Source organism: Chromatiales bacterium, assembly GCA_024234935.1.
GTDB lineage: Bacteria > Pseudomonadota > Gammaproteobacteria > Steroidobacterales.
The window spans coordinates 653983-680044 of record JACKNI010000001.1; the positions used below are offsets into that span (position 1 = coordinate 653983).

General features: G+C 61.8%; 24 protein-coding genes. 11 read left to right on the forward strand and 13 right to left on the reverse strand.

Going from position 1 to position 26062, the window contains the following annotated elements:
• The first annotated feature begins 224 nt into the window (after window positions 1-224).
• From trxB to infA, 4 genes are read left to right on the forward strand one after another with little or no spacing between them, the layout of a single operon-like run.
• A complete protein-coding gene (gene trxB, locus H6979_03140) occupies window positions 225-1187 on the forward strand; it encodes a thioredoxin-disulfide reductase (protein ID MCP5138836.1) in 963 nt (320 codons plus the stop codon).
• A 7-nt stretch (window positions 1188-1194) separates the two neighbouring features.
• Window positions 1195-2337, forward strand: a complete 1143-nt coding sequence (locus H6979_03145) for an N-acetyltransferase (protein ID MCP5138837.1) — start codon at window positions 1195-1197, stop codon at window positions 2335-2337.
• Window positions 2338-2356: 19 nt separating this feature from the next.
• A complete protein-coding gene (locus H6979_03150; GenBank protein ID MCP5138838.1) occupies window positions 2357-3118 on the forward strand; it encodes a leucyl/phenylalanyl-tRNA--protein transferase in 762 nt (253 codons plus the stop codon).
• A 32-nt stretch (window positions 3119-3150) separates the two neighbouring features.
• Window positions 3151-3369, forward strand: a complete 219-nt coding sequence (gene infA / locus H6979_03155) for a translation initiation factor IF-1 (GenBank protein MCP5138839.1) — start codon at window positions 3151-3153, stop codon at window positions 3367-3369.
• A 26-nt stretch (window positions 3370-3395) separates the two neighbouring features.
• Here infA and clpA read toward each other — a convergent pair whose 3' ends face one another.
• Both clpA and clpS read right to left on the reverse strand, forming a co-directional pair.
• Complete coding sequence (gene clpA / locus H6979_03160; protein MCP5138840.1) at window positions 3396-5672, reverse strand: ATP-dependent Clp protease ATP-binding subunit ClpA; 2277 nt, start codon at window positions 5670-5672, stop codon at window positions 3396-3398.
• A 6-nt stretch (window positions 5673-5678) separates the two neighbouring features.
• The gene (gene clpS, locus H6979_03165) at window positions 5679-6032 is read right to left on the reverse strand and encodes an ATP-dependent Clp protease adapter ClpS (protein ID MCP5138841.1); all 354 of its coding nucleotides are present in this window, start codon (window positions 6030-6032) and stop codon (window positions 5679-5681) included.
• A gap of 266 nt (window positions 6033-6298) precedes the next feature.
• Between clpS and gspC the strand changes: the two genes are divergently transcribed.
• The 5 genes from gspC (at window position 6299) to H6979_03190 (ending at window position 12488) form a co-directional block, all read left to right on the forward strand.
• The gene (gene gspC, locus H6979_03170) at window positions 6299-7225 is read left to right on the forward strand and encodes a type II secretion system protein GspC (GenBank protein ID MCP5138842.1); all 927 of its coding nucleotides are present in this window, start codon (window positions 6299-6301) and stop codon (window positions 7223-7225) included.
• On the forward strand, window positions 7225-9273 hold the full coding sequence (gene gspD, locus H6979_03175; GenBank protein ID MCP5138843.1) for a type II secretion system secretin GspD: 2049 nt from the start codon (window positions 7225-7227) through the stop codon (window positions 9271-9273). The genes gspC and gspD overlap by 1 nt, the downstream gene beginning before the upstream one ends.
• 49 nt (window positions 9274-9322) lie before the next feature.
• Window positions 9323-10828 carry a type II secretion system ATPase GspE gene (gene gspE, locus H6979_03180; GenBank protein MCP5138844.1) on the forward strand — a complete coding sequence of 502 codons (1506 nt, stop codon included), beginning with the start codon at window positions 9323-9325 and terminating at the stop codon, window positions 10826-10828.
• Complete coding sequence (gspF, locus tag H6979_03185; GenBank protein MCP5138845.1) at window positions 10828-12042, forward strand: type II secretion system inner membrane protein GspF; 1215 nt, start codon at window positions 10828-10830, stop codon at window positions 12040-12042. The genes gspE and gspF overlap by 1 nt, the downstream gene beginning before the upstream one ends.
• Window positions 12043-12167: 125 nt before the next feature.
• Window positions 12168-12488 carry a hypothetical protein gene (locus H6979_03190; protein ID MCP5138846.1) on the forward strand — a complete coding sequence of 107 codons (321 nt, stop codon included), beginning with the start codon at window positions 12168-12170 and terminating at the stop codon, window positions 12486-12488.
• 24 nt (window positions 12489-12512) lie between these two features.
• Here H6979_03190 and H6979_03195 read toward each other — a convergent pair whose 3' ends face one another.
• Genes H6979_03195 through lexA form a run of 4 tightly spaced genes read right to left on the reverse strand, consistent with a single transcriptional unit; the run spans window position 12513 to window position 18137 of the window.
• On the reverse strand, window positions 12513-15614 hold the full coding sequence (locus H6979_03195) for an error-prone DNA polymerase (GenBank protein MCP5138847.1): 3102 nt from the start codon (window positions 15612-15614) through the stop codon (window positions 12513-12515).
• The gene (locus H6979_03200; GenBank protein MCP5138848.1) at window positions 15598-16875 is read right to left on the reverse strand and encodes a DNA polymerase Y family protein; all 1278 of its coding nucleotides are present in this window, start codon (window positions 16873-16875) and stop codon (window positions 15598-15600) included. Before H6979_03200 ends, H6979_03195 begins: the two co-directional genes overlap by 17 nt.
• A complete protein-coding gene (imuA, locus tag H6979_03205; GenBank protein ID MCP5138849.1) occupies window positions 16872-17513 on the reverse strand; it encodes a translesion DNA synthesis-associated protein ImuA in 642 nt (213 codons plus the stop codon). Before imuA ends, H6979_03200 begins: the two co-directional genes overlap by 4 nt.
• A 6-nt stretch (window positions 17514-17519) precedes the next feature.
• Window positions 17520-18137, reverse strand: coding sequence for a transcriptional repressor LexA (lexA, locus tag H6979_03210; GenBank protein ID MCP5138850.1), 618 nt, complete (start codon window positions 18135-18137; stop codon window positions 17520-17522).
• 424 nt (window positions 18138-18561) lie between these two features.
• Here lexA and H6979_03215 point away from each other — a divergent pair, with 424 nt between their 5' ends.
• A complete protein-coding gene (locus H6979_03215; GenBank protein MCP5138851.1) occupies window positions 18562-18867 on the forward strand; it encodes a hypothetical protein in 306 nt (101 codons plus the stop codon).
• Between the two features lie 140 nt (window positions 18868-19007).
• On the opposite strand, the gene H6979_03220 is transcribed toward H6979_03215, so the two are convergent.
• The 6 genes from H6979_03220 to H6979_03245 all read right to left on the reverse strand — a co-directional run bounded on the left by H6979_03220 (window position 19008) and on the right by H6979_03245 (window position 24107).
• The gene (locus tag H6979_03220) at window positions 19008-19964 is read right to left on the reverse strand and encodes a hypothetical protein (GenBank protein MCP5138852.1); all 957 of its coding nucleotides are present in this window, start codon (window positions 19962-19964) and stop codon (window positions 19008-19010) included.
• Between the two features lie 320 nt (window positions 19965-20284).
• A complete protein-coding gene (locus tag H6979_03225; protein ID MCP5138853.1) occupies window positions 20285-21241 on the reverse strand; it encodes a L,D-transpeptidase family protein in 957 nt (318 codons plus the stop codon).
• A gap of 5 nt (window positions 21242-21246) precedes the next feature.
• Window positions 21247-22215, reverse strand: a complete 969-nt coding sequence (locus H6979_03230; GenBank protein ID MCP5138854.1) for a ketoacyl-ACP synthase III — start codon at window positions 22213-22215, stop codon at window positions 21247-21249.
• On the reverse strand, window positions 22212-23222 hold the full coding sequence (gene plsX / locus H6979_03235) for a phosphate acyltransferase PlsX (GenBank protein MCP5138855.1): 1011 nt from the start codon (window positions 23220-23222) through the stop codon (window positions 22212-22214). The genes H6979_03230 and plsX overlap by 4 nt, the downstream gene beginning before the upstream one ends.
• Window positions 23223-23324: 102 nt before the next feature.
• Window positions 23325-23516, reverse strand: coding sequence for a 50S ribosomal protein L32 (gene rpmF, locus H6979_03240; GenBank protein ID MCP5138856.1), 192 nt, complete (start codon window positions 23514-23516; stop codon window positions 23325-23327).
• Between the two features lie 18 nt (window positions 23517-23534).
• Window positions 23535-24107, reverse strand: coding sequence for a DUF177 domain-containing protein (locus tag H6979_03245; protein ID MCP5138857.1), 573 nt, complete (start codon window positions 24105-24107; stop codon window positions 23535-23537).
• A gap of 109 nt (window positions 24108-24216) precedes the next feature.
• On the opposite strand from H6979_03245, the gene maf reads away from it, so the two are divergent.
• Window positions 24217-24804 carry a septum formation protein Maf gene (maf, locus tag H6979_03250; GenBank protein ID MCP5138858.1) on the forward strand — a complete coding sequence of 196 codons (588 nt, stop codon included), beginning with the start codon at window positions 24217-24219 and terminating at the stop codon, window positions 24802-24804.
• On the opposite strand, the gene H6979_03255 is transcribed toward maf, so the two are convergent.
• Entirely contained in the window at window positions 24748-25782 is a 1035-nt protein-coding gene (locus H6979_03255; GenBank protein ID MCP5138859.1) for an RluA family pseudouridine synthase, read from the reverse strand. The genes maf and H6979_03255 overlap by 57 nt on opposite strands.
• Window positions 25783-26062 lie beyond the last annotated feature (280 nt).

A 26062-nucleotide genomic window follows, 5' to 3' on the forward strand; every position in this document is an offset into this window, starting at 1 on the left:
GCGTCAACGGCGCAGCCACGCCGCGGTTCTCGAGTCCGATTGCTCTGGACGCGCCCGATCCCACCAATTTACCCAGCTTCAGTGATACGACAGCAACAAAACTAACTGCCTGCCCGTCAAGCAGTTAGCGCAACCGATCATAGCAGCACAGGGCTTTGGCGCAAGCCGCAACAGGAGCCGCGGCGGCTTTGCCGCAACAGCACGGCATCGCCTAAACTGCCGCCATGACAAACCCGAAACACGCCCGACTGGTTATCCTCGGTTCCGGACCAGCCGGCTATACGGCTGCCGTTTATGCGGCACGCGCGAACCTCAAGCCGCTGCTCATCACGGGTCTTGAGCAGGGTGGCCAGCTCATGACGACGACCGAGGTCGACAACTGGCCGGGCGGTCGAGAAGGTCTCCAGGGACCCGAACTCATGGAACAGCTGCGCGCGCATGCGGTGCGGCTCGACGTGGAAATGGCCAGCGACCAGATCGTGACTGCCGATCTCGGCCAGCGACCCTTCATCCTGCACGGCGGCTCACAGACATACAGCTGTGACGCACTCGTCATCGCCACCGGCGCCTCGGCACGCTACCTCGGCTTGCCATCCGAACAACAGTTTCGCGGCAAAGGCGTATCAGCCTGTGCAACCTGTGATGGATTCTTTTACCGCAAGCAGCGCGTAGCAGTCATCGGCGGGGGCAATACCGCCGCCGAAGAAGCCCTCTACCTGTCGAACCTGGCTGCGCACGTCACGCTGGTCCATCGGCGCGATCAGCTGCGGGCGGAAAAAATGCTGCAGGACAAACTCATGGCCAGGACCGGTGCCGGTGGCAACATCTCCATCATCTGGGAACACGAGGTGGAGGCTGTCGTTGGCAACGACAGCGGCGTGACGGGCCTGCGCCTTCGGCCGGTGGACCCCAAGCTGCCAGAACGCGACATCGACGTTACCGGCGTGTTTATCGCCATCGGGCATGTGCCGAATACCGCGCTCTTCGACGGACAGCTCGAACTGGATCACGGCTATATCGTGGTCCAGGGCGGCCGCAGCGGCGGCGTGACAGCAACCAGTGTCCCCGGCGTATTTGCAGCGGGCGATGTTGCCGACAGCATTTATCGACAGGCGATTACCTCGGCCGGCTCGGGCTGCATGGCGGCCCTGGATGCCGAGAAATTTCTCGACAGCATGACGTCGTAAACGACAGGTGCGGATCGAAAGTGTCGCCAGCATTGCGGAGATTCCGGCGACCAGCTGGAATCGCCTGCATGGCGCGGAATACCCTTTTCTGCGCCATGAATTTCTCCTCGCCCTCGAAGAGTCCGGTTGTGTCAGCAGCGCAACGGGCTGGACACCCTGCCATCTGACGCGTCGCGATGATCAAGGGTTGCTTGCGGGAGCCATGCCCCTGTACCGCAAGACCAACTCGCTCGGCGAGTTCGTCTTCGACTGGGCCTGGGCCGATGCCTACCGCCGTTCCGGTTTGCATTACTACCCGAAGCTCGTCTCGTCAGTCCCCTATACCCCCGCGACCAGCACGCGCTTCCTTTACGCGCCCGGCGAAAACCGGACTAAAGTGAGCCAGCAACTGCTTGACGCGGCTCTGGCGCTCACGCGACAGTCAGGCGCCTCGTCCCTGCACCTGCTGTTTCCGGATCCGGCTGAAATGCCGCTGCTCGGTGCGGCCGGGATGATGCCGCGCAAGGACTGCCAGTTTCATTGGCACAATCGGGACTATGCGAGCTTCGATGATTTTCTCGGCACCTTCACCGCAGAGAAGCGCAAGAAGACCAGACGCGAACGTCGACGGGTCGCGGAGGCCGGAATCAGTTTTGAACACCTGAGCGGCCATGAAATCGACCGTGACCTCTGGAAGCAATTGATGCCGCTGTATGCCAGCACATTCCTGTACCGCGGTCGCAGTCCCTATCTGAACGAGGATTTCTTCCGGCGCATCGGGACAAGCCTGCCGGATCAACTGCTGGTGATACTCGCCCGGCTGCATGGCGAGCCGGTCGCAATGGCCATCTGTTACCGCAGCGCCGATACGCTTTACGGTCGCTACTGGGGCAGCAACGGCAATTTCCACAGCCTGCACTTTGAAACCTGCTACTACCAGGGCATCGAATACTGCATCGCCAATGGGCTAAAGAGCTTCGAGCCCGGCACCCAGGGGGAGCACAAGCTCGCGCGCGGATTCGCGCCTACGGAAACATGGTCTGCCCACTGGCTGTCACATCCGCAGTTCGCCGCCGCGATCGACAACTACCTCGAGCGTGAGCGTGCGCATATCGATGAATACATGGACAGCGCGCGCGCCCACGTACCCTTTCGCAAGGACATGATCTGACCGCCAGGATGGACAGCACATGCCGCGCCTGACACTCCTGCGACCGGACGACCCCCCGGAAACATTTCCGGATCCGGCGCAGGCGCTGGACAGCCCGAACGGCCTGCTGGCACTCGGCGGCGACCTGTCACCTGAGCGGCTGCTGGCTGCCTACCGGCGAGGCATCTTTCCCTGGTACGAAGACGGACAACCGATCATGTGGTGGTCACCGGATCCGCGCGCTGTCCTGTTGCCCGGTGAACTGCATGTGTCGCGAAGCCTGCGCCGCACCCTGCGCAGCAACCGTTACATGGTATCCGCCGACCGGGACTTCGCCGGCGTCATCAGTGCCTGTGCCGGGACGCGCGCACTGCAGGGCACCTGGATCACGGCCGAAATGCGTGCCGCCTATCTGGAGCTTCATGAGCTCGGTCATGCGCATTCCATCGAGACCTGGCACGGCGACAGGCTGGTCGGCGGCGTTTACGGCCTCGGCATCGGCAGGGTGTTCTTCGGTGAGTCGATGTTCAGCACCGAGAGCGACGCCTCCAAGGTCGCGCTGGCTGCGCTCATGCGCGAGCTCACCGAACGGGGCTTTGGCCTGCTCGACTGCCAGATCGAGACCGGACACCTGAACTCGCTGGGCAGCCGGCTGATGGGGCGCACGGAGTTCGTCAGTGCGGTGAGCAGATTGACCGCCTCACCGCTGCAGGAATCCAGCTGGCGCTCCGGTCCCCGCCCTACCCGGAGCCTGGTTCCGTCCATCAAGCCACATGCTCGCTTGCACGATATAGCCACTTAGACCACAATTCGCGGCTTCCTGACGGAGCGCTCATGCCTAAAGAAGACGCCATAACCATGGAAGGTCTCGTCACCGAGACCCTGCCAAACACCACATTCCGGGTCAAACTCGAGAACGGACACGTGGTAATCGCGCATATCTCCGGAAAGATGCGCAAGAACTACATCCGCATTCTGACGGGCGACAAGGTAACGGTCGAACTGACCCCCTACGACCTGTCCAAGGCACGCATCACCTTCCGCGCACGCTGACCCCGGCCTTTACACCGGCACCATGATCAGGCCGGATCGGGCATATGCTCGAGGCTGCGCGTTGCCGGCGTGGTGATCAGCGTCAGGGCACCCGCGGTGTCGAGTGTCACCCGCACGTGTCCGCCCTTGGCGAGATCACCGAACAACAGCTCTTCCGCCAGTGGCCGCTTGATCTGCTCCTGAATCACCCTCGCCATGGGCCGCGCGCCCATCTTCGGGTCATAGCCCTTGTCAGCAATCCACTGTCGCGCTGCCGGCTCGAGCTCGATCGTTACTGCATTCTTGTCCAGCTGGGCCTCGAGCTCCATCACGAGCTTGTCGACCACGCGCAAGACCGCATCCGGCCCCAGCGGAGCAAACTGGATGATGGCATCGAGCCGGTTGCGGAATTCAGGGCTGAACATCCGATTGATGATCGACATGCCATCGGTGCTGTTGTCCTGGTTTGTGAAGCCCATCGACGGCCGGCTCATCTCCTGCGCGCCGGCATTGGTGGTCATCACCAGGGTCACGTTGCGGAAATCCGCCTTTCGCCCGTTGTTGTCGGTCAGCGTGCCGTGATCCATGACCTGCAACAGCAGATTGAACACCTCGGGATGTGCCTTTTCGATTTCGTCGAGCAACAGCACAGCGTGTGGATGTTTGTTGATAGCCTCGGTGAGCAAGCCACCCTGATCGAAACCGACATATCCGGGCGGTGCACCAATCAGCCGTGAAACGGTATGGCGCTCCATATACTCCGACATATCGAAACGGATCAGCTCGATCCCCAGACAGTGCGCAAGCTGCCGCGTGACTTCGGTCTTGCCTACACCGGTTGGCCCGGCAAACAGGAATGCGCCGACCGGCTTTTCCGGTTCACGAAGCCCCGAGCGAGCGAGCTTGATGGCCGACGCCAGCGCGGTAACCGCATTGTCCTGACCGAAGATCACGAGCTTTAGGTCGCGTTCGAGATTGCGCAGCTGATCGCGATCGGATGCGGAAACATTCTTTGGCGGGATACGCGCCATCTTGGCAATGACGTTCTCGACCTGGGGCACATCCACTACGCTGGTGCGGGTCGCCGCAGGCTCCAGGCGGACACTCGCTCCAGCCTCGTCGATGACGTCGATCGCCTTGTCCGGCAGCTGCCGCTCGTTGATGAATCGGGCTGACAGCTCGACTGCTGCGACGATGGCCTCATCCGTATAGCTGACCTTGTGATGTTCCTCGAAGCGGGACTTGAGCCCCTGCAGGATCTCTATGCTCTGCGGCACCGTCGGCTCGACGATATCGATTTTCTGGAACCTGCGCGCCAGCGCGTGATCCTTCTCGAACACTCCGCGATATTCACGGTAGGTGGTGGAACCGATGCAGCGGAGCTCGCCACTTGAGAGCACCGGCTTGATCAGGTTGGAGGCATCCAGCACACCCCCGGAGGCTGCGCCAGCCCCGATGACCGTGTGCACCTCATCGATAAACAGGATCGCGCCGGGGTCCTTGGCGAGATCCTTGATGACCGCCTTGAAGCGCTTTTCGAAATCACCCCGATACTTGGTACCGGCCAGCAACGCACCCATGTCGAGTGCATAGATCGTGCAGCCGGACAGCACCTCGGGCACCTGGCCGTCGACGATCATCTTCGCCAGACCCTCGGCAATGGCTGTCTTGCCCACGCCGGCCTCACCGACATAGAGCGGATTGTTCTTGCGGCGCCGGCAAAGGACCTGGATGGTGCGTTCGATTTCAACTTCCCGGCCGATCAGCGGATCGATCTTGCCTTCCCGTGCGCGGCGGTTGAGATTGGTTGTGTAGTTGTCAAGCGCAGTACCCTCGCCTTCCGGATCATCGCCATCCGGCGACGGGTTCCTGGGCTGGGCCTGATCCTCGCGCAACTTCGACAGGCCATGGGATATGAAATTGACGATATCCAGACGGGTGACTTCCTGGAGTCCCAGCAGATAAACCGCGTGCGACTGCTTCTCGCCAAATATCGCGACGAGAATATTCTCGCCCCGCACTTCCTTCTTGCCGCTGGACTGCACATGAAACACTGCGCGCTGCAGTACACGCTGAAAGCCCAGAGTCGGCTGTACATCCAGATCGCTGCCTTCGGCTATCCGCGGAGTCGACTCCTCAATGAACTGTTCCAGATCGCGGCACAGCCGCGCCATGTCGGCACCACAGCCCTTGAGGATCTCGCTGACAGAAGGAACCGCCGCCACCGCGAGCAGAAGATGCTCAACGGTCATGTACTCGTGACGGCGCGTACGGGCCTGCTGGAAAGCCTCGTTCAGACAGACTTCGAGTTCATTGCTCAACATGATGCTTCAGGTCTCCTCCAGCGTGCACAGTAGCGGATGCTGATTCTGCTGGGCGTAGGCACCAACCTGTGCAACCTTGGTCTCCGCGATCTCGTAAGTGAATACACCACAGACTCCCTTGCCTCGCGTATGAACCTCCAGCATGACCCGGGTGGCCTTCTCGCGGTCCATCGCAAAAATTCGCTCCAGCACATCTACTACAAATTCCATCGGCGTGTAGTCATCGTTCAGCAGCAACACCCTGTACAGGGGTGGTCGCTTGACCTTGGGCCGCGCCTCTTCGACGGCGAGCCCGCGTCCATCATCCGCCCGTCGCCCGAAGTCCTTGTCGCCAGAGTCATTGTCACCAGGGTCATTCATCGTTGAAGTCGTCTTTCTCACCGAAACCTTGAGTGTTCAGGATACCGCTTTATTCGCACGCGGCCAGTACAGCGGATTTCCGCGACGAGGCCCACTAAAGCACTGCGGCACGACGCCAATCCGGTCGCAATCCGCGGACCAGACAGTTGCTTTATTTGCGTACTCCCCGCACAGTAAAAGATTATGCTCAATCTCCATGACTTTACGGGGCTTTTTGTCGCTGTCCCGATTCATTCCATGACCCGGAACGGGCCGGACCAGGCAACATGGTAAACATACAGGCGACACTCAGTCGTTGGAGCGGTCAAAGTCCGGCACAGTTCACCGCGCTGACCATCGAGCGCCTGCCCGTGTGGGTGTCCTTCCTTGCTGTACTGCTGCTCGGCTATTACCTGGCCCGCTTGATCTGGTCGTTCTATCCGGTGGCTGAAAGCCCTCCCTGGCAGCCGCCGGCCCAGTTGCAGTCGGCATCGCCGTTGGCAACCAGCCAGAGCGACTACGCCAGCATTGGTGCCGCCCACCTGTTCGGCGAAGTCTCACACGACACACCATCGATCAGCGGCGATGCGGCACTTACCGCACCCGATACGGGCCTCAGCCTTCAATTGCGCGCCACGGTTACAGCCGACAACCCCAAAGTGGCCCACGCGATCATCGCTGACAGCGGCGGTACCGAGAAAGTTTACTTCGCCGGGATGCCCTTGCCCGGCGGTGCGACGCTGCAGAAGATCCAGCCGGACCTGGTCATCCTGAGCCGCGCCGGGCAGCTCGAGGTGCTGCGCTTGCCGCGGGCCTCCGGCAGCACCGGCAGCAGACCCACCCCTGCTCCGGCACCTGGCGCTGCGCGCTTCCCGGCCGTACAGGCCGATGTCGAGGAGTTTGTGGCGCAGAACACGGCGGGGTTTCTGGAGGTGATTCGGCCGCAGCCCTTCATGCCGAACGGCCAGCTGAAAGGCTATCGCATCTACCCCGGACCCAACCGCCAGCAGTTTGCGGCGCTTGGCCTGCGGGCCGGCGATCTCATCACAGAAATCAATGGTGTAGTCTTGAATAATCCGGCCCAGGGAACTGAAGTGTTCCGCAGTCTTGGCGGTGCAACCCAGGTAACAGTCACGCTGGAACGCGACGGCCAGCCCCAGGTTCTGTCGCTGAACATGGATCAGGTCAGTCCGGCCGGCGGAGCCACCCAGTGATGTACAACAAGTATTCAGCCGCCCGCCGCCCGTTGTCCGCTGTCCTGGCGCTGCTTCTCTGCCTCTCGGGCACCGCTCAGCTGCACGCGGCAACCGGTACCACCATTACCCCCAACTACAAGGACGCCGACATCCGTCAGGTCATCGAGGCAGTCGGTGAGGTCACGGGCAAGAACTTCATTCTCGACCCGCGGGTCAAGGCACAGGTCACCATGCTGTCGGTGGCACCGATGAGTCCCGATGCCTTTTACGAAGCGTTTTTGTCCATACTTTCCGTCTATGGCTTTGTGGCCGTGCCGGCTGGCGATGTCATCAAGATCCTTCCTGATGCCAATGCCAGGCAGATGCCCGGTGCGGAACTTGAAAGCGGCGGCGGCCGGCGGCCCGATGACATCGTGACGCGCGTTATCGCCGTACAGAACGTCGCGGCTGCCCAGTTGGTGCCGATACTGCGCCCGCTGATTCCGCAATACGGTCATCTCGCCGCACACCCGCCCTCCAACCTGCTGATCATCAGCGACCGCGCTTCCAACGTGGACCGCATGGCCCGTATCATCGCGCGCATCGACCAGGCCGCCGATCAGGACTACGAAGTCATCCGTCTGGAGCACGCTTCGGCAACGGAGATCGTCAAGCTGGTCACAGCTCTTAACCAGGGCGCACAGGCGGGCGAAGGCGCCGGCGGGCCGCGCATCACCGTGGTCGCTGATGAACGTACCAACAGCGTGCTCATCACAGGTGCCACTGACGACCGGCTCCGCTACCGTGCACTGATCACTCACCTCGATACCCCGCTGGAAGAAGGTGGCGATACACAGGTCCGCTATCTGCGTTATACCAACGCCACAGATCTGGCAACCAAGCTGCAGAGCCAGTACTCGGGTACCGGCGCCCAGGCAGCGGCTGGCAAGGATGCCGCTCCACCGGCCCAGCGCGGTGAAATCGGCATCTGGGCCGACGACTCGACGAATGCGCTCATCATCACCGCCCCGCCGAAGATCATGAAGTCGATGATGGCGATCATCGACAAGCTGGATATCCGGCGTGCACAGGTGCTGGTCGAAGCGGTCATTGTCGAAGTGACTTCAGACCGCGCCGCTGAACTCGGTGTCACCTGGGCTGTGGGCAACGCCAACCTCGACAATGCAGTGGGGCTCACCAAGTTCCCCGGAACCACGGGCGTCACAGGCGTAGCCGGCGCGCTGCTCGGCAGCGGGACCAGCACGACCAGCCCGGCGTCTCTTATCGGCGACGGCCTTACTCTCGGCGTCGGCCGGCTTCGGGATTCCGGCGTCAGTTTTGTTGCCCTTCTCGAGGCGCTCGAATCCGATGGCACTTCCAACATCATCGGCACACCGGTTCTGGTGACGCTCGACAATGAGGAGGCCGAGATCAAGGTTGGCCAGGAAGTGCCGTTCGTGACTGGCAGTTACACCAACGGCGGTACCGGCGGCACCAGCACGAACACGGTAAATCCCTTCCAGACAATCCAGCGTGAACAGGTTGGCTTGTCGCTGAAGCTCACACCGCAGATCAATGAAGGCGATGCGGTTCGCCTGAAAATCGCCCAGGAGATTTCCTCACTCCTGCCCAGCAGTGCCGCAGTAGACCTGATCACCAGCAACCGCTCCATCAATACGACCGTCATCGTTCAGGACGGCGCAACACTGGTACTCGGCGGCCTGATCCAGGACCAGGTCAGTGAAAAGCAACAGCGCGTACCCATCCTCGGTCGCATCCCGCTGCTCGGCGCACTGTTCCGCAACAACGAAACCACCAAGACAAAGACCAACCTGATGGTGTTCATCAAGCCCACGATTCTGCGCGACAACGTTCAGGCTGCCTTTGAAACCAACACCAAGTACAACTACATACGCGATCAGCAATTGCTGACCCGGCCGAAGAATGTACGGCTGATGCCGCGGACGCCCCGTGCCGTGCTGCCCGAGATGCCGGCCGTCGAGCCGCCGGCCGCCGGTACAGAACCGCCAGTCATTGATCTTCGTGAGGCCCCTCAGGGAGAAACCGGTGAACCCGGCGATACCTGAACGGGCCAGCGCCGAGCCGGAGTTGGAAATCATCGTCGGCGACGCGCCGATTGCACCACATGCTGTCGCCCAGGGCGACCCGCGCAGCCAGCTACTGCCGTTTGCCTTTGCCAAACGCCACGGGGTACTGATCAACGGATTCGAGAATGGCCGCCCACTGCTGCTGGTGCGGCAAGGTGTGCGCCTTGCCACAGTGTCTGAAGTGCGCCGTTTCATCGACGCACCGCTCTGTCTCAAGGTGGTCGCAGCGGACGAGTTTGACCGGCAACTGCAGCAGACTTACGAACGCGAATCGAATACGACCATGCAAATGGTGGATGGACTCGGCGAAGACACGGACCTGTTTCGAGTCGCCCAGGAACTGCCTGAACCTTCCGACCTGCTCGAAAGCGACGACGATGCGCCAATCATCCGGCTGATCAATGCACTCCTGACCTCGGCGGTAAAGGACAACGCATCGGATATACACATCGAACCCTTCGAGAACCGGCTGGTCGTGCGCTTCCGTATTGACGGCGTCCTGCGCGAGGTACTGCAGTCCAGGCGCGCGGTGGCCCCGCTGGTGGTGTCGCGCATCAAGGTCATGTCCAAGCTCGATATTGCCGAGAAGCGACTGCCGCAGGACGGACGTTTCTCACTGCGCATCGCCGGCCGGGCGGTCGACGTTCGCGTTTCCACAATGCCGTCCGGACACGGTGAGCGGGTCGTGCTACGTCTGCTCGACAAGCATGCCGGCCGTCTCGAGCTCGAAGGCCTGGGCATGGACGCCGACTCCAAGGGCGTCGTCGACGAACTGATCCACAAACCGCACGGCATCATTCTCGTCACCGGCCCGACCGGTTCCGGCAAGACAACCACCCTCTATGCGGCGCTGGAGCGGATCAACGACGACACGCGCAACATCATGACGGTCGAGGATCCGATCGAGTACTACATCGACGGCATCGGTCAGTCGCAAGTCAACACCAAGGTCGAGATGACCTTTGCCCGCGGCCTGCGCGCCATCCTGCGCCAGGATCCTGATGTGGTGATGGTCGGCGAGATTCGCGACCTTGAGACCGCTGAGATCGCCGTACAGGCGAGTCTGACCGGCCATCTCGTGCTGTCTACCCTCCACACAAATACAGCTGTCGGCGCCGTGACCCGGCTGCGCGACATGGGCGTCGAGCCTTTCCTGCTCTCATCCAGCCTGATCGGCGTACTGGCACAGCGGCTGGTACGCGTGCTCGACCCGGCCACCAGGGTCGCCTATACCGCTCGTGAATATGAGTGCCGCACGCTGGGCATCGATCCGGCACACCCCCCCCTGCTCTACCATCCGGACGAAGCGGCCGTGCTGGCCGGCAGCCCGGGCTACCGGGGACGCACCGGCATTTACGAACTCGTGACCATCGACGACGAACTCCGGACCATGATTCACGATGGCGCCAGCGAGCAACAGCTGGAGCGCTATGCACGCACCCGCAGCCCCAGCATCCGTGACGACGGCCTGCGCAAGGCGCTTGCCGGCATCACCACGCTCGAAGAGGTGCTGCGCGTTACCCGTTCTGACTGATGGGCGCATTTGAATATACCGCGGTCGATGCGGCTGGAAAGGAACGCCGGGGCATACTCGAAGGCGATACGGCCCGGCAGGTACGCCAGCTGCTGCGTGAAAAGCAGCTGCTGCCAATCGAGGTATCAGAGGTCGCGAGACAGGAAGCCTCGCGGCAGAAATCATTCAGCTTCCGCCGAAGCATGTCGGCGGCCGATCTTGCGCTCATTACCCGGCAACTCGCGACACTCGTGCATTCCTCGCTGCCGCTGGAAGAGGCGCTGCTCGCGGTTTCCGAGCAGACCGAATCACCGCGGGTGAAGAGCATCCTGCTCGGCGTCCGCTCACGGGTGATGGAGGGACACACCCTGGCCGATGGATTCGGCGATTTTCCGCAGGCCTTCCCGGAGATCTATCGGGCCACCGTTGCGGCAGGTGAGCAGTCCGGACACCTGGATGCCGTGCTCGAGCGGCTTGCCGACTACACGGAGAGCCGGCAGGTGCTGCGACAGAAGGTGCAGCACGCCATGATCTATCCGGTCGTGCTGTCCTGTCTCGCACTGCTGATTGTCAGCGGCATGCTTGTTTACGTTGTACCCAAGGTCGTGGGCGTCTTTGCCAATACCGGCCGGGATCTGCCCGGGCTCACGGTCATGCTGATTGCCATCAGCGATTTCCTGCGTCACTACGGTGTCTTGCTGCTGCTGGCGATCGTTGCCGCCAGCTTTGGCATACGCCGCGCGTTGCGCCAACCTGGCCCGAGGCGGCGCTTCGATCTGTTGCTGCTGCGCCTGCCGCTGGTCGCCAAGCTGGTCCGTGGTTCCAACACGGCACGCTTTACCCGCACGCTCAGCATTCTGAGCGGCAGTGGTGTACCGGTACTCGAAGGGCTGCGCATTGCCGCCGAAGTCGTGACCAGCGTGCCGATGCGCGAGGCCGTTGAAGCGGCTGCCGACAGGGTTCGCGAGGGTGCGCCGATCGGCAAGTCGCTGGCCGTGGCAGGTTATTTCCCGCCCATCTGTATCCACCTGATCTCCAGTGGCGAAGCCAGCGGCGAACTGGAGATGATGCTGACCCGGGCCGCATTGAACCAGGAACGGGAAATGGACGGGCTGATAGCCGCCCTGCTCGGGATCCTCGAGCCGGCCCTGATCGTCGGCATGGGCGTGATCGTTCTGGTCATCGTGCTGGCAATCCTGCTGCCGATCTTTGAACTCAACCAGCTGGTCAGGTGACGGCGGTTTAGCGGCTGCTGCGAACCGGCAGCGGTATCAGTTCACAAATCAGGGAAACTGCTATTGCCAGACCGCAGTTGCGTCATTATAAAAACGGCGTGCGCTTTGAACATAAGGAAGTTCGCATGGGCCGCAAAGCTGTCGTGCAGAAAGTGCCGGAAAAGGTTTTCCCCAAAGAGCCGCCACCGGAGACTGTGGACGAACTGGATGAGCTCGAAGCCGACGCTGATGCCGGAGATTCGGACGACACTCTCATCGGCGACAACATCGGTGAGCCTTCGGTGGAGATCAATGTGGAAGGCCTCATTGCCGAGCTGGAAGCAGAGTCCCGCTTCGTGAGCAAGCCCGACATGATTTCTGCCCGGCGCAAACTCGAGGACTTTCTCGAGCGCCGTCGCGTGGCACGGGAAATCGAGGACTTCGACGATTTCAAGGTCGTCGATTAGCCGCGGACCGGCGGGCTTTCTGCGTCAGGCGAAATCGCGACTGTGGACGGTCAGGGTACCGAGCGCAGCGCTGCGATCCTCGGCCCGGGATACGATGACATGCAACACATCGCCCTGACGCTGTATCCGCCCCCGGACAGCCAGCAGGCGTGAACCGAGCAGAGCCCGGCGTTGCCGTTCTGCAACCTGCGGCCAGACGATCAGATTCACATAGCCGGTTTCATCTTCCAGCGTTACAAAAATCACGCCACCGGCACTGCCAGGTCTCTGGCGTGTGATCACCAGACCGGCAATCCGTACCGGATCATGCTCCGTCATGTCACGGAGATCTTCGGCTGTCACAAAGCCCTGTCGCTGCAGCTCGCTGCGCAGCAGGGCCAACGGATGACGGCCGAGGCTGAGTCCCATGCTTGCATAGTCTCCGCTGATGTCCTCCGCCTCGGTCGGCGGCCGCAACAGGGGAATCCCCTCTGCCACTCCCGACACGGGAAACAAGGGCAGCATGGGCTCCGCACCGGCCACTTCCCAGCGCGCCCGGTAACGGTGACCGGCAATGCCTGCCAGTGCTCCGGCTGCAGCCAGGGCGCCGAGTTCATGCTGCTGCAGGCTGCTCCGCACCTGCAGGTCCTCTACGTCGGCAAAGGCCTGCTGCCCGCGCGCCTCCAGCAGGCGCGCAGCGGCATCCCGGCTCAACCCGCCGGTCAGACGCAGCCCGAGGCGCAATGCCGGCTGACCGGCTGACCGGCCCTCCAGCGTGCAATCCCACTGACTGCTATTCACATCCACCGGCCGGACCTCGATACCGCTGCGCCGGGCATTCCGGACCAGTTGTGCCGGCGCATAGAACCCCATCGGCTGGCTGTTCAGCAGTGCGCAGCTGAATGCAGCCGGTTCGTGCGCCTTGAGCCAGGCAGATACATAAACCAGCAGGGCAAAACTTGCCGCGTGTGACTCGGGAAAACCATACTCGCCGAAACCGCGGATCTGTTTGCAGATCTGCTGTGCAAATTCCGGCGTGTAATGCCGCTCACGCATGCCGGCAATGAGCCGTTCCTCGAAAGACTCCAGACCACCCCGCCGTTGCCAGGTTGCCATCGCGCGACGCAACTGGTCGGCTTCGCCGGGCGTAAAGCCCGCTGCGACGACCGCCAGCTGCATGACCTGCTCCTGGAAGATGGGCACACCGAGCGTCCGCTCCAGCACCTGCCGGACCTCAGGTCCGGGATAGCTGACCGGTTCTTCACCATTCCGCCGGCGCAGATAGGGATGAACCATATCGCCCTGGATCGGCCCGGGACGCACCAAAGCCACTTCGATCACCAGATCGTAGTAACAGCGCGGCCGGAGCCGCGGCAGCATCGCCATCTGGGCCCGCGACTCGATCTGGAACACGCCCATCGTGTCGGCGCGACAGAGCATCGCGTAGACCGCCGGATCTTCAGCCGGCACTGTGCGCAGACTGAGTTCCCGACCGGAATAGTCCCGGATCAGCGCAAAGCTCCGCCGGATCGCCGAAAGCATGCCCAGAGCGAGGATATCCACCTTGAGCAGGCCGAGTTCGTCGAGGTCATTCTTGTCCCACTGAATAACCGTACGCCCGGCCATGGCTGCATTTTCGACGGGTACGAGTCTCGACAGCGGCTCGCCGGAAATCACGAAGCCGCCGACATGCTGGGAAAGATGACGTGGAAAGCCTTGCAGCTCCGCGACCAGGCTGATGAGCCGATGCATGACCGGGCTGGCCGGGTCCAGCCCTGCCTCGACAAACCGTTCCGGCTGTACGGCATGACCATCCCACCACTGTACGGAGCGGGCGATTTTTCCGGCCTGTCCAGCCGACAGCCCCAACGCACGACCTACATCACGGATCGCACTGCGCGGCGAGTAGCTGATCACCGTCGCCGTCAGCGCTGCCCGGTCGCGACCATATTTGGCATATATGTACTGGATGACTTCTTCGCGTCGCTCATGCTCGAAATCCACGTCTATATCCGGCGGTTCATTCCGCTCACGGGAAATGAATCGCTCGAAGAGCATCGACATGCGGGCCGGATCGACTGCCGTGATGCCCAGACAGAAACACACAGCGGAGTTCGCTGCCGACCCGCGCCCCTGGCAGAGGATGCCGCGACCGCGTGCGAAGCGCACGATGTCGTCGACGGTCAGGAAATAGGCTTCGTAACGGAGTTCCGTGATCAGTTTCAGTTCATGCTTCACGAGCTGCATGACCTGTTCGGATACCCCGCCCGGCCAGCGTTCCTGCAGTCCTGCCATCACGCGTGAATGCAGATAGCTGGCAGGCGTGTGGCCTGCCGGCACCAGTTCCTGCGGATACTGGTAACGCAGCTCATCCAGGGAAAAACTGCAGCGACGGGCAATCTCCAGCGTATTGCCCAGCAGCTCTGCCGGATAGATCCGTGCAAGCGCGGCACGGCTGCGCAGATGCCGTTCGCCATTCTGATAAAGGATGTGACTGCCGCTGCCCAGCGGCTGCCTGTTGCGAATTGCAGTGAGCGTGTCCTGCAACGCACGCCGGCCGCGCACGTGCATATGCACATCGCCGGCAGCAACCGCAGGTATGCCGGCAACGGCGGCCAGTTCAGCCAGCTGCCGGGCACGGCGATGATCGTCATCGCCGGCATGCAGTTCGACCGCCAGCCAGACGCGCCCTGCAAAGTGCTGCTTCAGCCAGAGGGCATCAGCCAGTTGCGGATCTGCAGCAGGCACCCACAGCACGCAGCAGGCTGTACCGAGTGCTTCCAGCTCGGAACGCGACAGATGGTAACTGCCCTTTACGGCAGCCCGGCGACCGCGCGTGATCAGCGCACAGAGCGCCGCATAGTCCTCGCGGTCAGTGACCAACAGGACGAGGTGCAGGCCATCGGCCAGTCGCAACTCGCTGCCGATGATGAGCTGTATCGCATGCCGGCGGGCGGCGACATGGGCGCGGACGATACCGGCGACGGAACATTCATCAGTCAGCGCCAGCGCTGTGTAACCCAGTGCAGCGGCCTGCGCCACGAGTTCAGCCGGATGCGATGCCCCGCGCAGAAAACTGTAGTTGCTGATGCAATGCAGTTCTGCGTATGCCGGGAGGCCAGCATTGCTGTCAGCCGAAGATGCCATGCAGATACCAGTTCGCTACGCTGCGCAGATCCTGGTAGACCCACAAGCGCGCACCACGGCGATTGCGCGCGACGTAGTAATCACGACGTATATCGTCTCCGTCCCACCAGCCGGTTTCTATGCGTTCCGGACCACGCTCCAGGCAGAGCGCTCCGTCATGTACCGGCTGTCCGGCAGCCCGTTGCAATAGCTGTGGCGCTGGCAGTATCCACACCGGTCTGCGGCCCAGGAGCCGTCGCGATACTTTCCGGTTCGTGCCCAGCGGATCGCTGACGGGGCGCCAGGCCCGCTCAGGGCGATATTCATCAACCAGCGCGAGTCCCCGCACTGCATGCTGACCAAGCCGGGCGCGCAATCTCTCCAGCAGACCGGACAGGTCGCTGTCAGCCTGCAGTTCGCGACCGAGCAGATCGCTGCCGGTTGCTTCCTGGCCTGTCGATAACCTGGCCTTTAGCGTCAGCAGCGTGACCGGTGCGGGCAATACGAGAGCCTCCAGGCGCAGACGCAGCACTTCGGTGAATGCAGCGGCGCTTGCGGCAGGCCTGCACAGGCGGATATGCAGCTCTGTATCGCTGCCATCCGGATGCCGGAGATGACACTGCAATGTATCTGTGCTCGCCTGTCGTGATTTCAGGCGCTCGCCGAGCCGGGACAGAAGCCGCTGAAAGCCTGCCAGCAAGGCATCGACGCATGTCGTCTCAACGGGCAATTCCAGCGTATCGACAAAATGTTCCGGCACGACATGCGGTCGCCGCAACTCGGGACTGCGTCCGAAACCCTGATCCAGTTCATGCAGTCTTGCCGGGCCCAACCTGCGTGCAAACCCCTGTCTCGGCAGCCGCGCACACTCACCCAGCGTCCTGATGCCCATCTGGGCCAGCATCTTCATTGTGGCAGCCGGCCAGGCCAGATGCTCCACGGAGACCGGCAACAACCGGTGACGCAGTTCATCCCGGGTCAGCAACGTACATTCAATGCCCGCACGGGCCAGCCACAGCGATCCACGTACGGTCGGCGTGCAGCTGATGACCGGTTCATGACCGCGCGCGTGCAATCCCTGCTGCAACAGGGTCCGTATCCTTTCCGGACCACCAAACAGTTGCAGGCTGCCACGGATTTCCAGCAGCAGCGCCTGGTCTTCCTCGATGCTCACGACGGGTGTAAACCCTGCAGCCCAGCCAGCCAGCTGCTCCATCGTGACGGCTTCCAGCGGCCCGGCCGGCAGCCAGGCGCACAACCAGAGTGGCGATAAAGAACTCATGGCAAGCTGACCCTGACGGTGCCCGCAGCACGCAGGCGGTTCTTGAATATCTCCACGCACACAGCAGCCTGTATACCGGGCTCCAAATGCAGCTGCAGGCGCAACATGGCTGGCGAACGTTCGCGACGAAAGCGTGCCGCCCTTATCAGTACAGACCAGACCGGCCGCTTGCCTGCCAGCAGATGCAGTCTTTGCAGGGCAACCCGGCCAGCCGTACCAGTCCAGGCGATGATGCCAGCGCAGGCGCCCGACCTGAGCGCTGCTTCCATCGCCCACAGGGCATCTGCAGCTTGCCGTACATCGATCACCAGCACCCTGGAGAGCGCGAGACCCTGCCAGCAGAGCCCCGGCGCATAGGGAATCCACGGGGGCGCAATCAGCATGACCCATGCCGGATCCACCGTGGCATCTCCACAGGTGAGGCGGGTCAGCACCGGACTGAGCAGACCGAGTTCAGCCGAAGCGCCAGCCTCTATCAGCAGTTCGGTCAAACCCCCGGTCGGCCAACCACCGCCCAGCATTGCATCGAGTTCCGGAAACCCGCTGGGCAAAGATGGAAAAGCGCTGACGCCAGGTGCATGCGGACCCTCTGCGGCAGATTCAGACCAGCGCGCAACACCAGGAATATCGATGGGCACGGAACTTCACTCTGTGGTCGACATTCCGTTGCGGATAACGCCGACGACCACGCCCTCGATGATCAGATGCTGAACGTTGAGATCGACCTTGATGGTTTCGTAGTCCGGATTCTGCGGCAGCAGGTATACCGTTTTGCCGGTCTGACGATAGCGCTTGACAGTCACCTCTTCATCCATCCGCGCCACCACGATCTGGCCATTACGCACATCAGGCTGACGACATACGGCAACCAGGTCGCCATCCAGGATGCCGGCATCGCGCATGCTCATGCCATGCACGCGCAGCAGGTAGTGTGGACGCGGATTGAACAGAGCCATATCCAGCTGGTAGCGAGCCTCGACATGCTCACTGGCCAGCATCGGCTGACCAGCCGCTACCCGACCAATCAGCGGCAAGCCTGCCTCATGGTCTGTATCCAGTAATTGAATCCCGCGCGAGGCACCCGGAATCAGGCTGATGACCCCCTTGCGCTGCAAGGCGCGCAGATGCTCTTCAGCAGCATTGACGGAACGGAACCCCAGTTTCCGGGCAATCTCGGCACGCGTGGGAGGCATCCCGGTTTCAGCCACAAATGACTGAATAAAATCGAGAATTTCTGACTGGCGGGCGGTGAGCTCGCGCATGGCTATACCTGTATATATGAACAGTACTGGGATTATATACAGAGATTTTCGGCAGGCAACAGCCGACCCGCAGAGTCCTGTTGCGACTATGGTCAGAAAGCGTCATTTACCCCCCTCCATCACCTTCGGGGGTGAGGGTTGGGGATGAAAATCCATCACGCAAAGTTCAGCAGAATTCCTGTATCAGGACTGTACACACTCAATCACACCCCAGCGCAATCAAGCGATATTGCGGCCACGAAAACCTGCCACGCTTCAACGTCGGTATCCGGTCGCTTGTTTCTGATTTGTTTGCGAATTAATCCGGCTTCGTTCATTATTGCCGTGCACGAGGGTCCGCTATACGGCGGGTTTACTGCCTCTCGGCGACTATCGTCTTTCCGGGTGTGTATCCATTCAATCTGCTGTTTGAGGAACTAATATTATGAAAATGAAATCCGCTTTTCAGGGTAGCGTTCTGGCCATCGCGATGGTCGTTGCTGCTGGCTGCGCTTCATCGTCCAGCATCGACGCGCTCTCTGCCCGCCTTGATCGCGTTGCCGCCGATGCCAAGTCTGCTTCCGATGCAGCTGCCTCAGCCAACTCCGCTGCTGCCGATGCCAAGAAGACTGCTTCCGGTGCACAGAGCACTGCCAACCAGGCTCTGAACGCTGCCAACCAGTCGCAGTCCTGCTGTGACGCCACCAACGAAAAGATCGACCGCATGTTCAAGCGGAGCCAGGCCAAGTAATACTGGCCACTCTCCGTTTGGGCTTCTGTTGATGAAGCCCGATCAGGAAAAAGCCGCAGCAGATGCTGCGGCTTTTTTTTCACGAAATGCTTGTGATCAACATGTCGGCTGATCTGCATGCCCATGTCAGCAAAGACGCATCAGCAGATCCCCTCGCTCAGCCACGCCTCCATCTCAGTGACCAGCTCTCGTGCGACCCACGGATCGACAAGCACTGCGGGCCGGTCACGAGCGAGCAGAAACAGGAAGGTATCCGCCCACTCGAGATCCGGCTCACGGCGCCAGATGTCGAGCATCGGCGCAATCATCTGCCAGATCTCATCAGCTGCAAGCGCACGCCGCGTAATGCCCTCGCGCAGAAATTTCTGCTGGATCGCCTGCAACTCCTGCGGCATCTCAAGTGCGAGTTGCATGCGCGCTGTTTCACTGACGATATCGAATGCGGGAAACACTGCCGGCAGCGGGTAGTGAATGCCCCGTGCATACAGTGCGGTATAGGCATCATCGAAAGCCTGACGCTCGGCAGGCGATGGATAGCCGGGGTGTTCGATCTCCACATCGATCTCGGCCCAGCAGTCAGCCCAGGCGAGTACCTCAGCCCACTCCTCTTCGTCATACCGTGCCACCAGGAAGCGCTCGGCCGATGTGCGCGTCATGACTGCACGATCCGGTCGATACAATGCGAGCGCACGTTGTTGCTCAAGTGTCGGTGGCATGCGGCCTTCCATCAGGCCAATCAGGCGCCGCGCTTCACCCCTGCTGGTAAAGAGGCCCGCTTTCAGCTTGAGCTGGCGCAGGCGCTCCATCTCCAGTGGCGACGCACGCTCCGGATGCGTGCCCCGCAACCAGCACCACAATACCGCGGGATTGCACAGCACTTCCGGCGGCGCACGACCCGTCCAGGCAGCACATACAAACAGTGCCGACACCCAGAGCCCAAGCGCCAGTTGCCCCATACCCTGCAGGCTCCAGTTGCCAGCCGTTATCAGGCCGGGCAGGTCCACTGACCAGACCGCAAGGCTTGCCGTGAGCAGATACACCACCGCCAGCGCCCGACTCCAGGGCGCAATCGTCGAACCAATATTGACTGCTGACATTGCCTTTCCCTCCACACCGCAAGACGTTCCGGTGAAGCCAGCATAGCAGCCCGTCATCGGGCGATGCCGCCCTTTCCCTGCCACAGGAATGCACAAACAGGACAGAAGGCCAGGCTATCGGCCTATCATCGCCAAGGCATGTTTGATATGCAGATAGCGCACCATGGATGAGCCGAAGAGCGATGAACAATCGGGCGCCAGAGGCGTCACCCCGGCCTTCAACCTGACCCGATTCACCTGCCCTGCCTGCCACTCTTTGGCAGACCAGGTGTGGCTCGGTGGCCGGATGGTCTACCCATAAGGGGAATCAGCGGCAGTCCTCAGGTACCCGGCGAAATACCCGTGCCGACCAGAACGGGAACGCCCTCATGCCGGCGATAGACATCCTCGACCAGGCGCCAGTTGACGCGCGCGGGACGATCCCGCGTAGCCTGCACATATTCCTCGGTCAGGACGGTCATTTCCCGCTCACGGGTTGCCTTGTCGTCATCGAGGGGAGGATGGGCTTCGAGATAGAGATCATTCCCTGCCCAGCCAAACTTGTAGGGCTGATTGACGATCGTCACAGGCGTACCAACCGGCACCTGCGGAAACAGCCACTCAATATCTTCCGGGTACATGCGGATGCAGCCGTGAGTAACCTGCATGCCAATACCGACTGGCCTGTTGGTACCGTGAATCAGATAGCCGCTGATGCTGAGGCGCATCGCGTAGCGGCCGAGCGGATTATCCGGCCCTGCCGGCACAACTTTCTGCAGCACACCCCGGCCATCCGTCAGATGCTCGTTACGAATCGACTCCGGCGGATACCAGGCCGGATCCTTCTGTTTCGCAACCACGGACCAGCGACCTATCGGTGTCGACCAGTCCATGCGCCCTATGCTGACCGGAAACGTCGAAACACCCGGCTTGCCGTCGACCTGATGAAAATAGTAAATCCGGTATTCGGCAATATTGACGACCAGGCCGCTGCGCGCGGATGGCAATATGAATCGCGTTGGCAGCGTCACCACAGTGCCTTCACCAGGCAACCAGATATCGGTACCAGGATTGGCCCAGATGATCTCCTCGTAGCCCAGGCCATGTGCGCGTGCGATGTCGGTCAGGGTATCCTCGTGGCGCGCGACTACAGTTCCGACGTCACCGACCAGCTGGGTCCCCGGCTGCAACACCCAGGTTTCAGTACTCACATCCGCAACGGCACCGGCACTGGCAGACAGAACCAGGCCGGCGAGAAGCCCGGACAGCGCGCGGATGTAACGACAGATGTCAGTCATGGTCATCAGAACCTGATCAACGCCGAGCCCCAGGTAAACCCGCCACCAAAGCCTTCGAGCAGCAACAGGTCGCCGCGCTTGACTCGGCCGTCCCGCACTGCGACATCGAGCGCCATGGGCACAGAAGCTGCGGAGGTATTGCCATGGTCCTGGACCGTCAGCACGACCTTCTCCATGGGCATCTCCAGCCTCCTGGCGGTAGCCTGAATGATGCGTATGTTGGCCTGATGGGGAATCAGCCAGTCGATCGCTGAAGGCTTGAGCTCACTGGCCGCAAGCGTCGTTTCCACGATGCCCTCGAGGGTCTTGACCGCGACCTTGAATACCTCGTTGCCCTTCATGTGTATGTAGGGCCCTGCAGTTTCGCCCGGTTTCTGGCGCCGCGAGGCACCATAGGGATGATAGAGCAGATCCTTGTAGTTCCCGTCGGCGCCGAGGTGACAGGCGATGACGCCAGGCTCGTCGGCCGGCTGCAGGATGACAGCACCTGCACCATCACCGAACAACACACAGGTATTCCGGTCCGTCCAGTCGGTGATGCGCGACAGTGTCTCCGCCCCGACCACCAATGCGCACTTTGCGCTGCCGCCGGCAACGAAACGGTCAGCGATACTCAAGGCATACATGAAACCGCTGCAGGCTGCTTCGACACTGAAGGCCGGGCAGGCACGGATACCGAGCCGCTCCTGTATCAGGCACCCGACATTCGGAAACACAAAGTCGGGCGTCGTGGTCCCGACGACGATGAAATCGATATCTGCCGCAGTGACGCCAGCCGCAGCCATGGCCTGAAGAGCTGCCTGCTCGGCCAGATCTGCCGTGGTCTGGTCATCGGCGGCAATATGGCGTCGCTCGATCCCGGTTCGCGAACGGATCCATTCATCGGTGGTATCAACGCGGGTCTCAAGCTCGGCATTGGTCACCACCCGCTCAGGCAGGTAGCGCCCGGTACCCGCAATACGGGAGTACGTCATACCGCCTGCTCGCTCAGCAGTTCACGAATCTGGTCTGGCACGCGCTTCTCGGCCTCCAGCAAGGCAACAGTGATCGCCTGTTCAAAGGCCAGTACGTCGGCGCCACCGTGACTCTTGATGACGATCCCGTTCAGGCCAACCAGACTTGCGCCATTATAGCGACGCGGATCCAGCCGGCGCCCCAGCGATTTGAGTACCGGCCATGCCACCAGGCCGGCGAGACGTCGATAGAGCCCGGCACGGAATTCAAGCTCGAGAAAATGGCGGATCAGCTTGGCCGTTCCCTCCATCGACTTCAGTGCGACATTGCCGGTGAAGCCGTCGCAGACGATCACGTCGGCACGATCGTCCTGGATCGCATCGGCTTCGACAAAACCGACATAGTTGAGCACGCTGGCCGAGAGCAACCCTGCTGCCTGCTTGACGATCTCGTTACCCTTGATGTCTTCCGCACCGATATTGAGCAGGCCGATGCGAGGCCGGTCGATGGATTCCGTAACGCCGGCAACAACCGAGCCCATGACCGCGAACTGGAACAGTTGCTCCGCCGTACAGTCGGCATTGGCGCCGAGGTCGAGCATGTAGATGGCACCGTGCCTGGTCGGCAGCAGGGCCATGATGGCCGGACGATCGATACCGGGCAGCGTCTTGAGTACGAAGCGGCCGGTGGCCATCAGGGCACCGGTATTGCCAGCGCTTACACAGGCGTTGGCACGACCATCGCGAACCAGATCGATCGCAATGCGCATCGACGAGTCCTTCTTCTTGCGCAGTGATTCAGCGGGTGGCTCATCCATGGCCACCACCTGCCGTGCATCGACGATCTCCACGCCAGCAGGGAGGCCGCCCGAACTGGCGACGATCGGCTCGATGACCTCGCGCTGGCCAACCAGGATAATGCGCACACCAGGCCGACGGCGCACCAGCTGCAGTGATGCCGGAACGCATATCTGCGCACCAGTATCACCGCCCATGGCATCAACAGCGATGGTTACGGCTTCGGCCATCAGATGGCTCCGGAAAAAGGAGGGACGCGCCAGGCCGTCCACATGGAAATACAGGCCGTCGGCATGTGCCGCACGACCTGCATGTCCCGGGTACCGTCTGAACTAGTCGTTATCGCCGGCATCCGGCGTATCGATGACCTTCTTGCCGCGATAGTAGCCGTCGGCGCTGATATGGTGCCGACGATGCGTTTCGCCAGTGGCCGATTCGGTCGAGATGGCCGGCGCCTTCAGCCGGTCATGCGACTGACGCATGCCCTTTCTCGACGGAGTTACGCGACTTTTCTGAACTGCCATTGCAGATCTCCTGATGGTTCAATCATTGCCCTGCTGGTCTTTAGGTCCAAGCAAAGCCGCCAGTCCTGCCAGTGGACGACGGGTCGGCTCACCGGCCTCCCTCTCGCCACTGACACTCAATCCTTTGGCATCCCATCCGGCGGGAGCCTCGCAACGCTGTCCTTCCGCATGCCGTGGTGCCAGCGGCAGCGCAGCCAGCACCTCGTCCTCGACGACCGTATCCGGCACCAGGCCATCGCTCACCAGCAGCGTATCGAACGGATCTGCCAGCGCCTCTGTCTCGCCATCCGTACGGACCATGGTCAGGTACAGGTCAATGTCTACAGGCCAGACCAGTGCCTGCAGACACCGCTGGCATGCGACAACGACGGAGCCACCGACGATCAGATGCAGTTGCGGGTATCCTTCTGCACCCGGCTGAAATGCCAGCCTTGCATGGAGTTCACCCAGCGGTACTGTCGCTGGCACATCCGCTGCAGCCGCAAGGCTCGCCAGACGCGACAGGGAAGCGACCGGAAAACAGAAATCCAGCTGCGCCTGTCGGGCTACCAGATCCTCAATTTCAACCGATCCGATACGCCTGGCTGTCATGGCGGCGCCAATGATAGGTACGGTCTCCGGGTGTGTCAAAATCATCTGCAGCTAGGCCCGCGTCATAATCCGGCCCGCAAGCCTCAACCTGCATCAGGAAGTTCCATATATGGGCCATGGCCCCCGCGTCCTCCTGGCTTCCCAGTCACGCTATCGGCGCGAGTTGCTGGGCCGGCTGCTCAGCGCTTTTGAGTGCTTCACGCCGGATATCGACGAAAGCCCCATGCCGGGCGAGCCCCCGGGACAACTGGCGCAGCGGCTGGCGCGGCTCAAAGCCAGTGCCGGCGCGGCAAGTGCGCCGGGGACCGTGGTCATTGGCAGCGACCAGGTCGCGGCACTCGGCACAAAGAAGCTGGGCAAACCGGGCTCTGTGGAGCGGGCGGTCCGCCAGCTACTGCAATGCTCCGGGAAACTCGTCGAGTTCCATACGGCGGTCTGCATTCTCCGCCCCGGGAGCGGCGATCTGCTTGAGCATCTGGACACCACAAGGGTGCAGTTCCGGAAACTGAGCGAAACGGACGCCCGTCGCTATGTCGAAGCCGATCAGCCGCTGGACTGCGCCGGCAGCTTCAAGGCCGAACGCCGCGGCGTGATCCTGCTGGAGAGCATCGACAGTCGCGATCCCACGGCCATTCAGGGGTTACCGCTGATCTGGCTGGCCGACGCCCTGCGCCGGTGTGGCGTACAGATCATCTAGTTGACCTGCCCCGTGCTGCCCGGATGCCACCCGGTCTGGCGACATCCTGATGCGATCCAGTGAAGCGGTGAGGTCCTCTCCGGGCGGCGCATCGATGGTCAGCGCCCCGTTATGCGGACTCGTGAATGCCAGTGAACGGGCATGCAGAAAGAGTCGCTTCAGACCGTACTTCGCGACCACCGGATCGTCAGCCACGCCATAGCGCTCATCGCCGGCAACCGGGTGTCCGATGGACGCGGCATGCACCCGGATCTGGTGCGTACGACCGGTCGTCAGATGCACCTCGGTAAGCGTTGCTTCAGCAAAACGCTCCAGCGGCACAAAGCGGGTCAGGGCGCTCTTGCCCGCCGCATCCACCCGTACGTGCCGCTCACCGCCACGCCGCTCGTCGGTGATCAGTGGCGCATCGACGGTGCGCGCCCGACCCGGCCAGCGGCCAATCAGCAGGGCAAGGTAACGCTTGTCGATGCTGCCATCCCGGAATTGTGCATGCAGCGTACGCAGCGCGCTGGCCCTTTTTGCCACCAGCAGGCATCCGCTCGTATCGCGATCCAGACGATGCACGAGTTCCAGACGTTCACGCGGACCGCGGACTGCACGCAGCAGTTCTATGGCGCCGAGGCTGATCCCGCTGCCACCGTGTACGGCCAGACCGGATGGCTTGTTGAGTACCAGCAGATCCTGATCCTCATAGATGACGCAATCCTGTATCCAGTCGGCGCGCACACGTGAGGCCGGCAGCGGTGTGCGGGCATCGGCCTGACGGACCGGCGGAATGCGCACTTCGTCGCCGGTACTCAGCCGGTATCCGGCCTGAACGCGGCGACTGTTGACGCGCACCTCACCGCCGCGAATCAGCCGATAAACGTGCGCGCGGGGGACGCCCTTGAGGCGCGTCAGCAGGAAATTGTCGAGACGACGCCCTGCTTCTTCGCTGGTCGCCGTGACGCGCTCCACCCGGGGGGAAGCAGCGCTCACGGGAATTCCTGTATCGGCAAGGGCTTAAGCCTCATATCGCATTGCTGGGGCGAATAGTCGCTGCTATAGTAATCCACTGCTAGGCCAAGCGTCGCCGACTGTCAAGTCTCAGCGCTGTCTTCGCCCGCGAAGGTCGCCGATTGCGATCTGATCTAACGATAGGGCTATCGGTGACGTATCACACCCCGATAGATCCACGGCCCGCGTTGAGGCGGGCCACGAGCGGGCCTCCTGCTGGTGCGGATCAAGATCCTCCCAGAGTCGGTCAGGCAAGAATTCC

Excerpts from the sequence above, each read along its gene's own strand:
- lexA (MCP5138850.1), bottom strand. The coding sequence starts at position 18,137 with ATGCGCGAGCTCACCGCCCGCCAGTCAGAAATTCTCGATTTTATTCAG.
- trxB (MCP5138836.1), top strand. The coding sequence starts at position 225 with ATGACAAACCCGAAACACGCCCGACTGGTTATCCTCGGTTCCGGACCA.
- H6979_03195 (MCP5138847.1), bottom strand. The coding sequence starts at position 15,614 with ATGGCATCTTCGGCTGACAGCAATGCTGGCCTCCCGGCATACGCAGAA.
- gspC (MCP5138842.1), top strand. The coding sequence starts at position 6,299 with ATGGTAAACATACAGGCGACACTCAGTCGTTGGAGCGGTCAAAGTCCG.
- H6979_03150 (MCP5138838.1), top strand. The coding sequence starts at position 2,357 with ATGCCGCGCCTGACACTCCTGCGACCGGACGACCCCCCGGAAACATTT.
- maf (MCP5138858.1), top strand. The coding sequence starts at position 24,217 with ATGGGCCATGGCCCCCGCGTCCTCCTGGCTTCCCAGTCACGCTATCGG.
- H6979_03230 (MCP5138854.1), bottom strand. The coding sequence starts at position 22,215 with ATGACGTACTCCCGTATTGCGGGTACCGGGCGCTACCTGCCTGAGCGG.
- H6979_03190 (MCP5138846.1), top strand. The coding sequence starts at position 12,168 with ATGGGCCGCAAAGCTGTCGTGCAGAAAGTGCCGGAAAAGGTTTTCCCC.
- H6979_03215 (MCP5138851.1), top strand. The coding sequence starts at position 18,562 with ATGAAAATGAAATCCGCTTTTCAGGGTAGCGTTCTGGCCATCGCGATG.
- gspF (MCP5138845.1), top strand. The coding sequence starts at position 10,828 with ATGGGCGCATTTGAATATACCGCGGTCGATGCGGCTGGAAAGGAACGC.
- clpA (MCP5138840.1), bottom strand. The coding sequence starts at position 5,672 with ATGTTGAGCAATGAACTCGAAGTCTGTCTGAACGAGGCTTTCCAGCAG.
- gspD (MCP5138843.1), top strand. The coding sequence starts at position 7,225 with ATGTACAACAAGTATTCAGCCGCCCGCCGCCCGTTGTCCGCTGTCCTG.
- H6979_03220 (MCP5138852.1), bottom strand. The coding sequence starts at position 19,964 with ATGTCAGCAGTCAATATTGGTTCGACGATTGCGCCCTGGAGTCGGGCG.
- rpmF (MCP5138856.1), bottom strand. The coding sequence starts at position 23,516 with ATGGCAGTTCAGAAAAGTCGCGTAACTCCGTCGAGAAAGGGCATGCGT.
- plsX (MCP5138855.1), bottom strand. The coding sequence starts at position 23,222 with ATGGCCGAAGCCGTAACCATCGCTGTTGATGCCATGGGCGGTGATACT.
- H6979_03245 (MCP5138857.1), bottom strand. The coding sequence starts at position 24,107 with ATGACAGCCAGGCGTATCGGATCGGTTGAAATTGAGGATCTGGTAGCC.
- H6979_03225 (MCP5138853.1), bottom strand. The coding sequence starts at position 21,241 with ATGACTGACATCTGTCGTTACATCCGCGCGCTGTCCGGGCTTCTCGCC.
- H6979_03200 (MCP5138848.1), bottom strand. The coding sequence starts at position 16,875 with ATGAGTTCTTTATCGCCACTCTGGTTGTGCGCCTGGCTGCCGGCCGGG.
- clpS (MCP5138841.1), bottom strand. The coding sequence starts at position 6,032 with ATGAATGACCCTGGTGACAATGACTCTGGCGACAAGGACTTCGGGCGA.
- infA (MCP5138839.1), top strand. The coding sequence starts at position 3,151 with ATGCCTAAAGAAGACGCCATAACCATGGAAGGTCTCGTCACCGAGACC.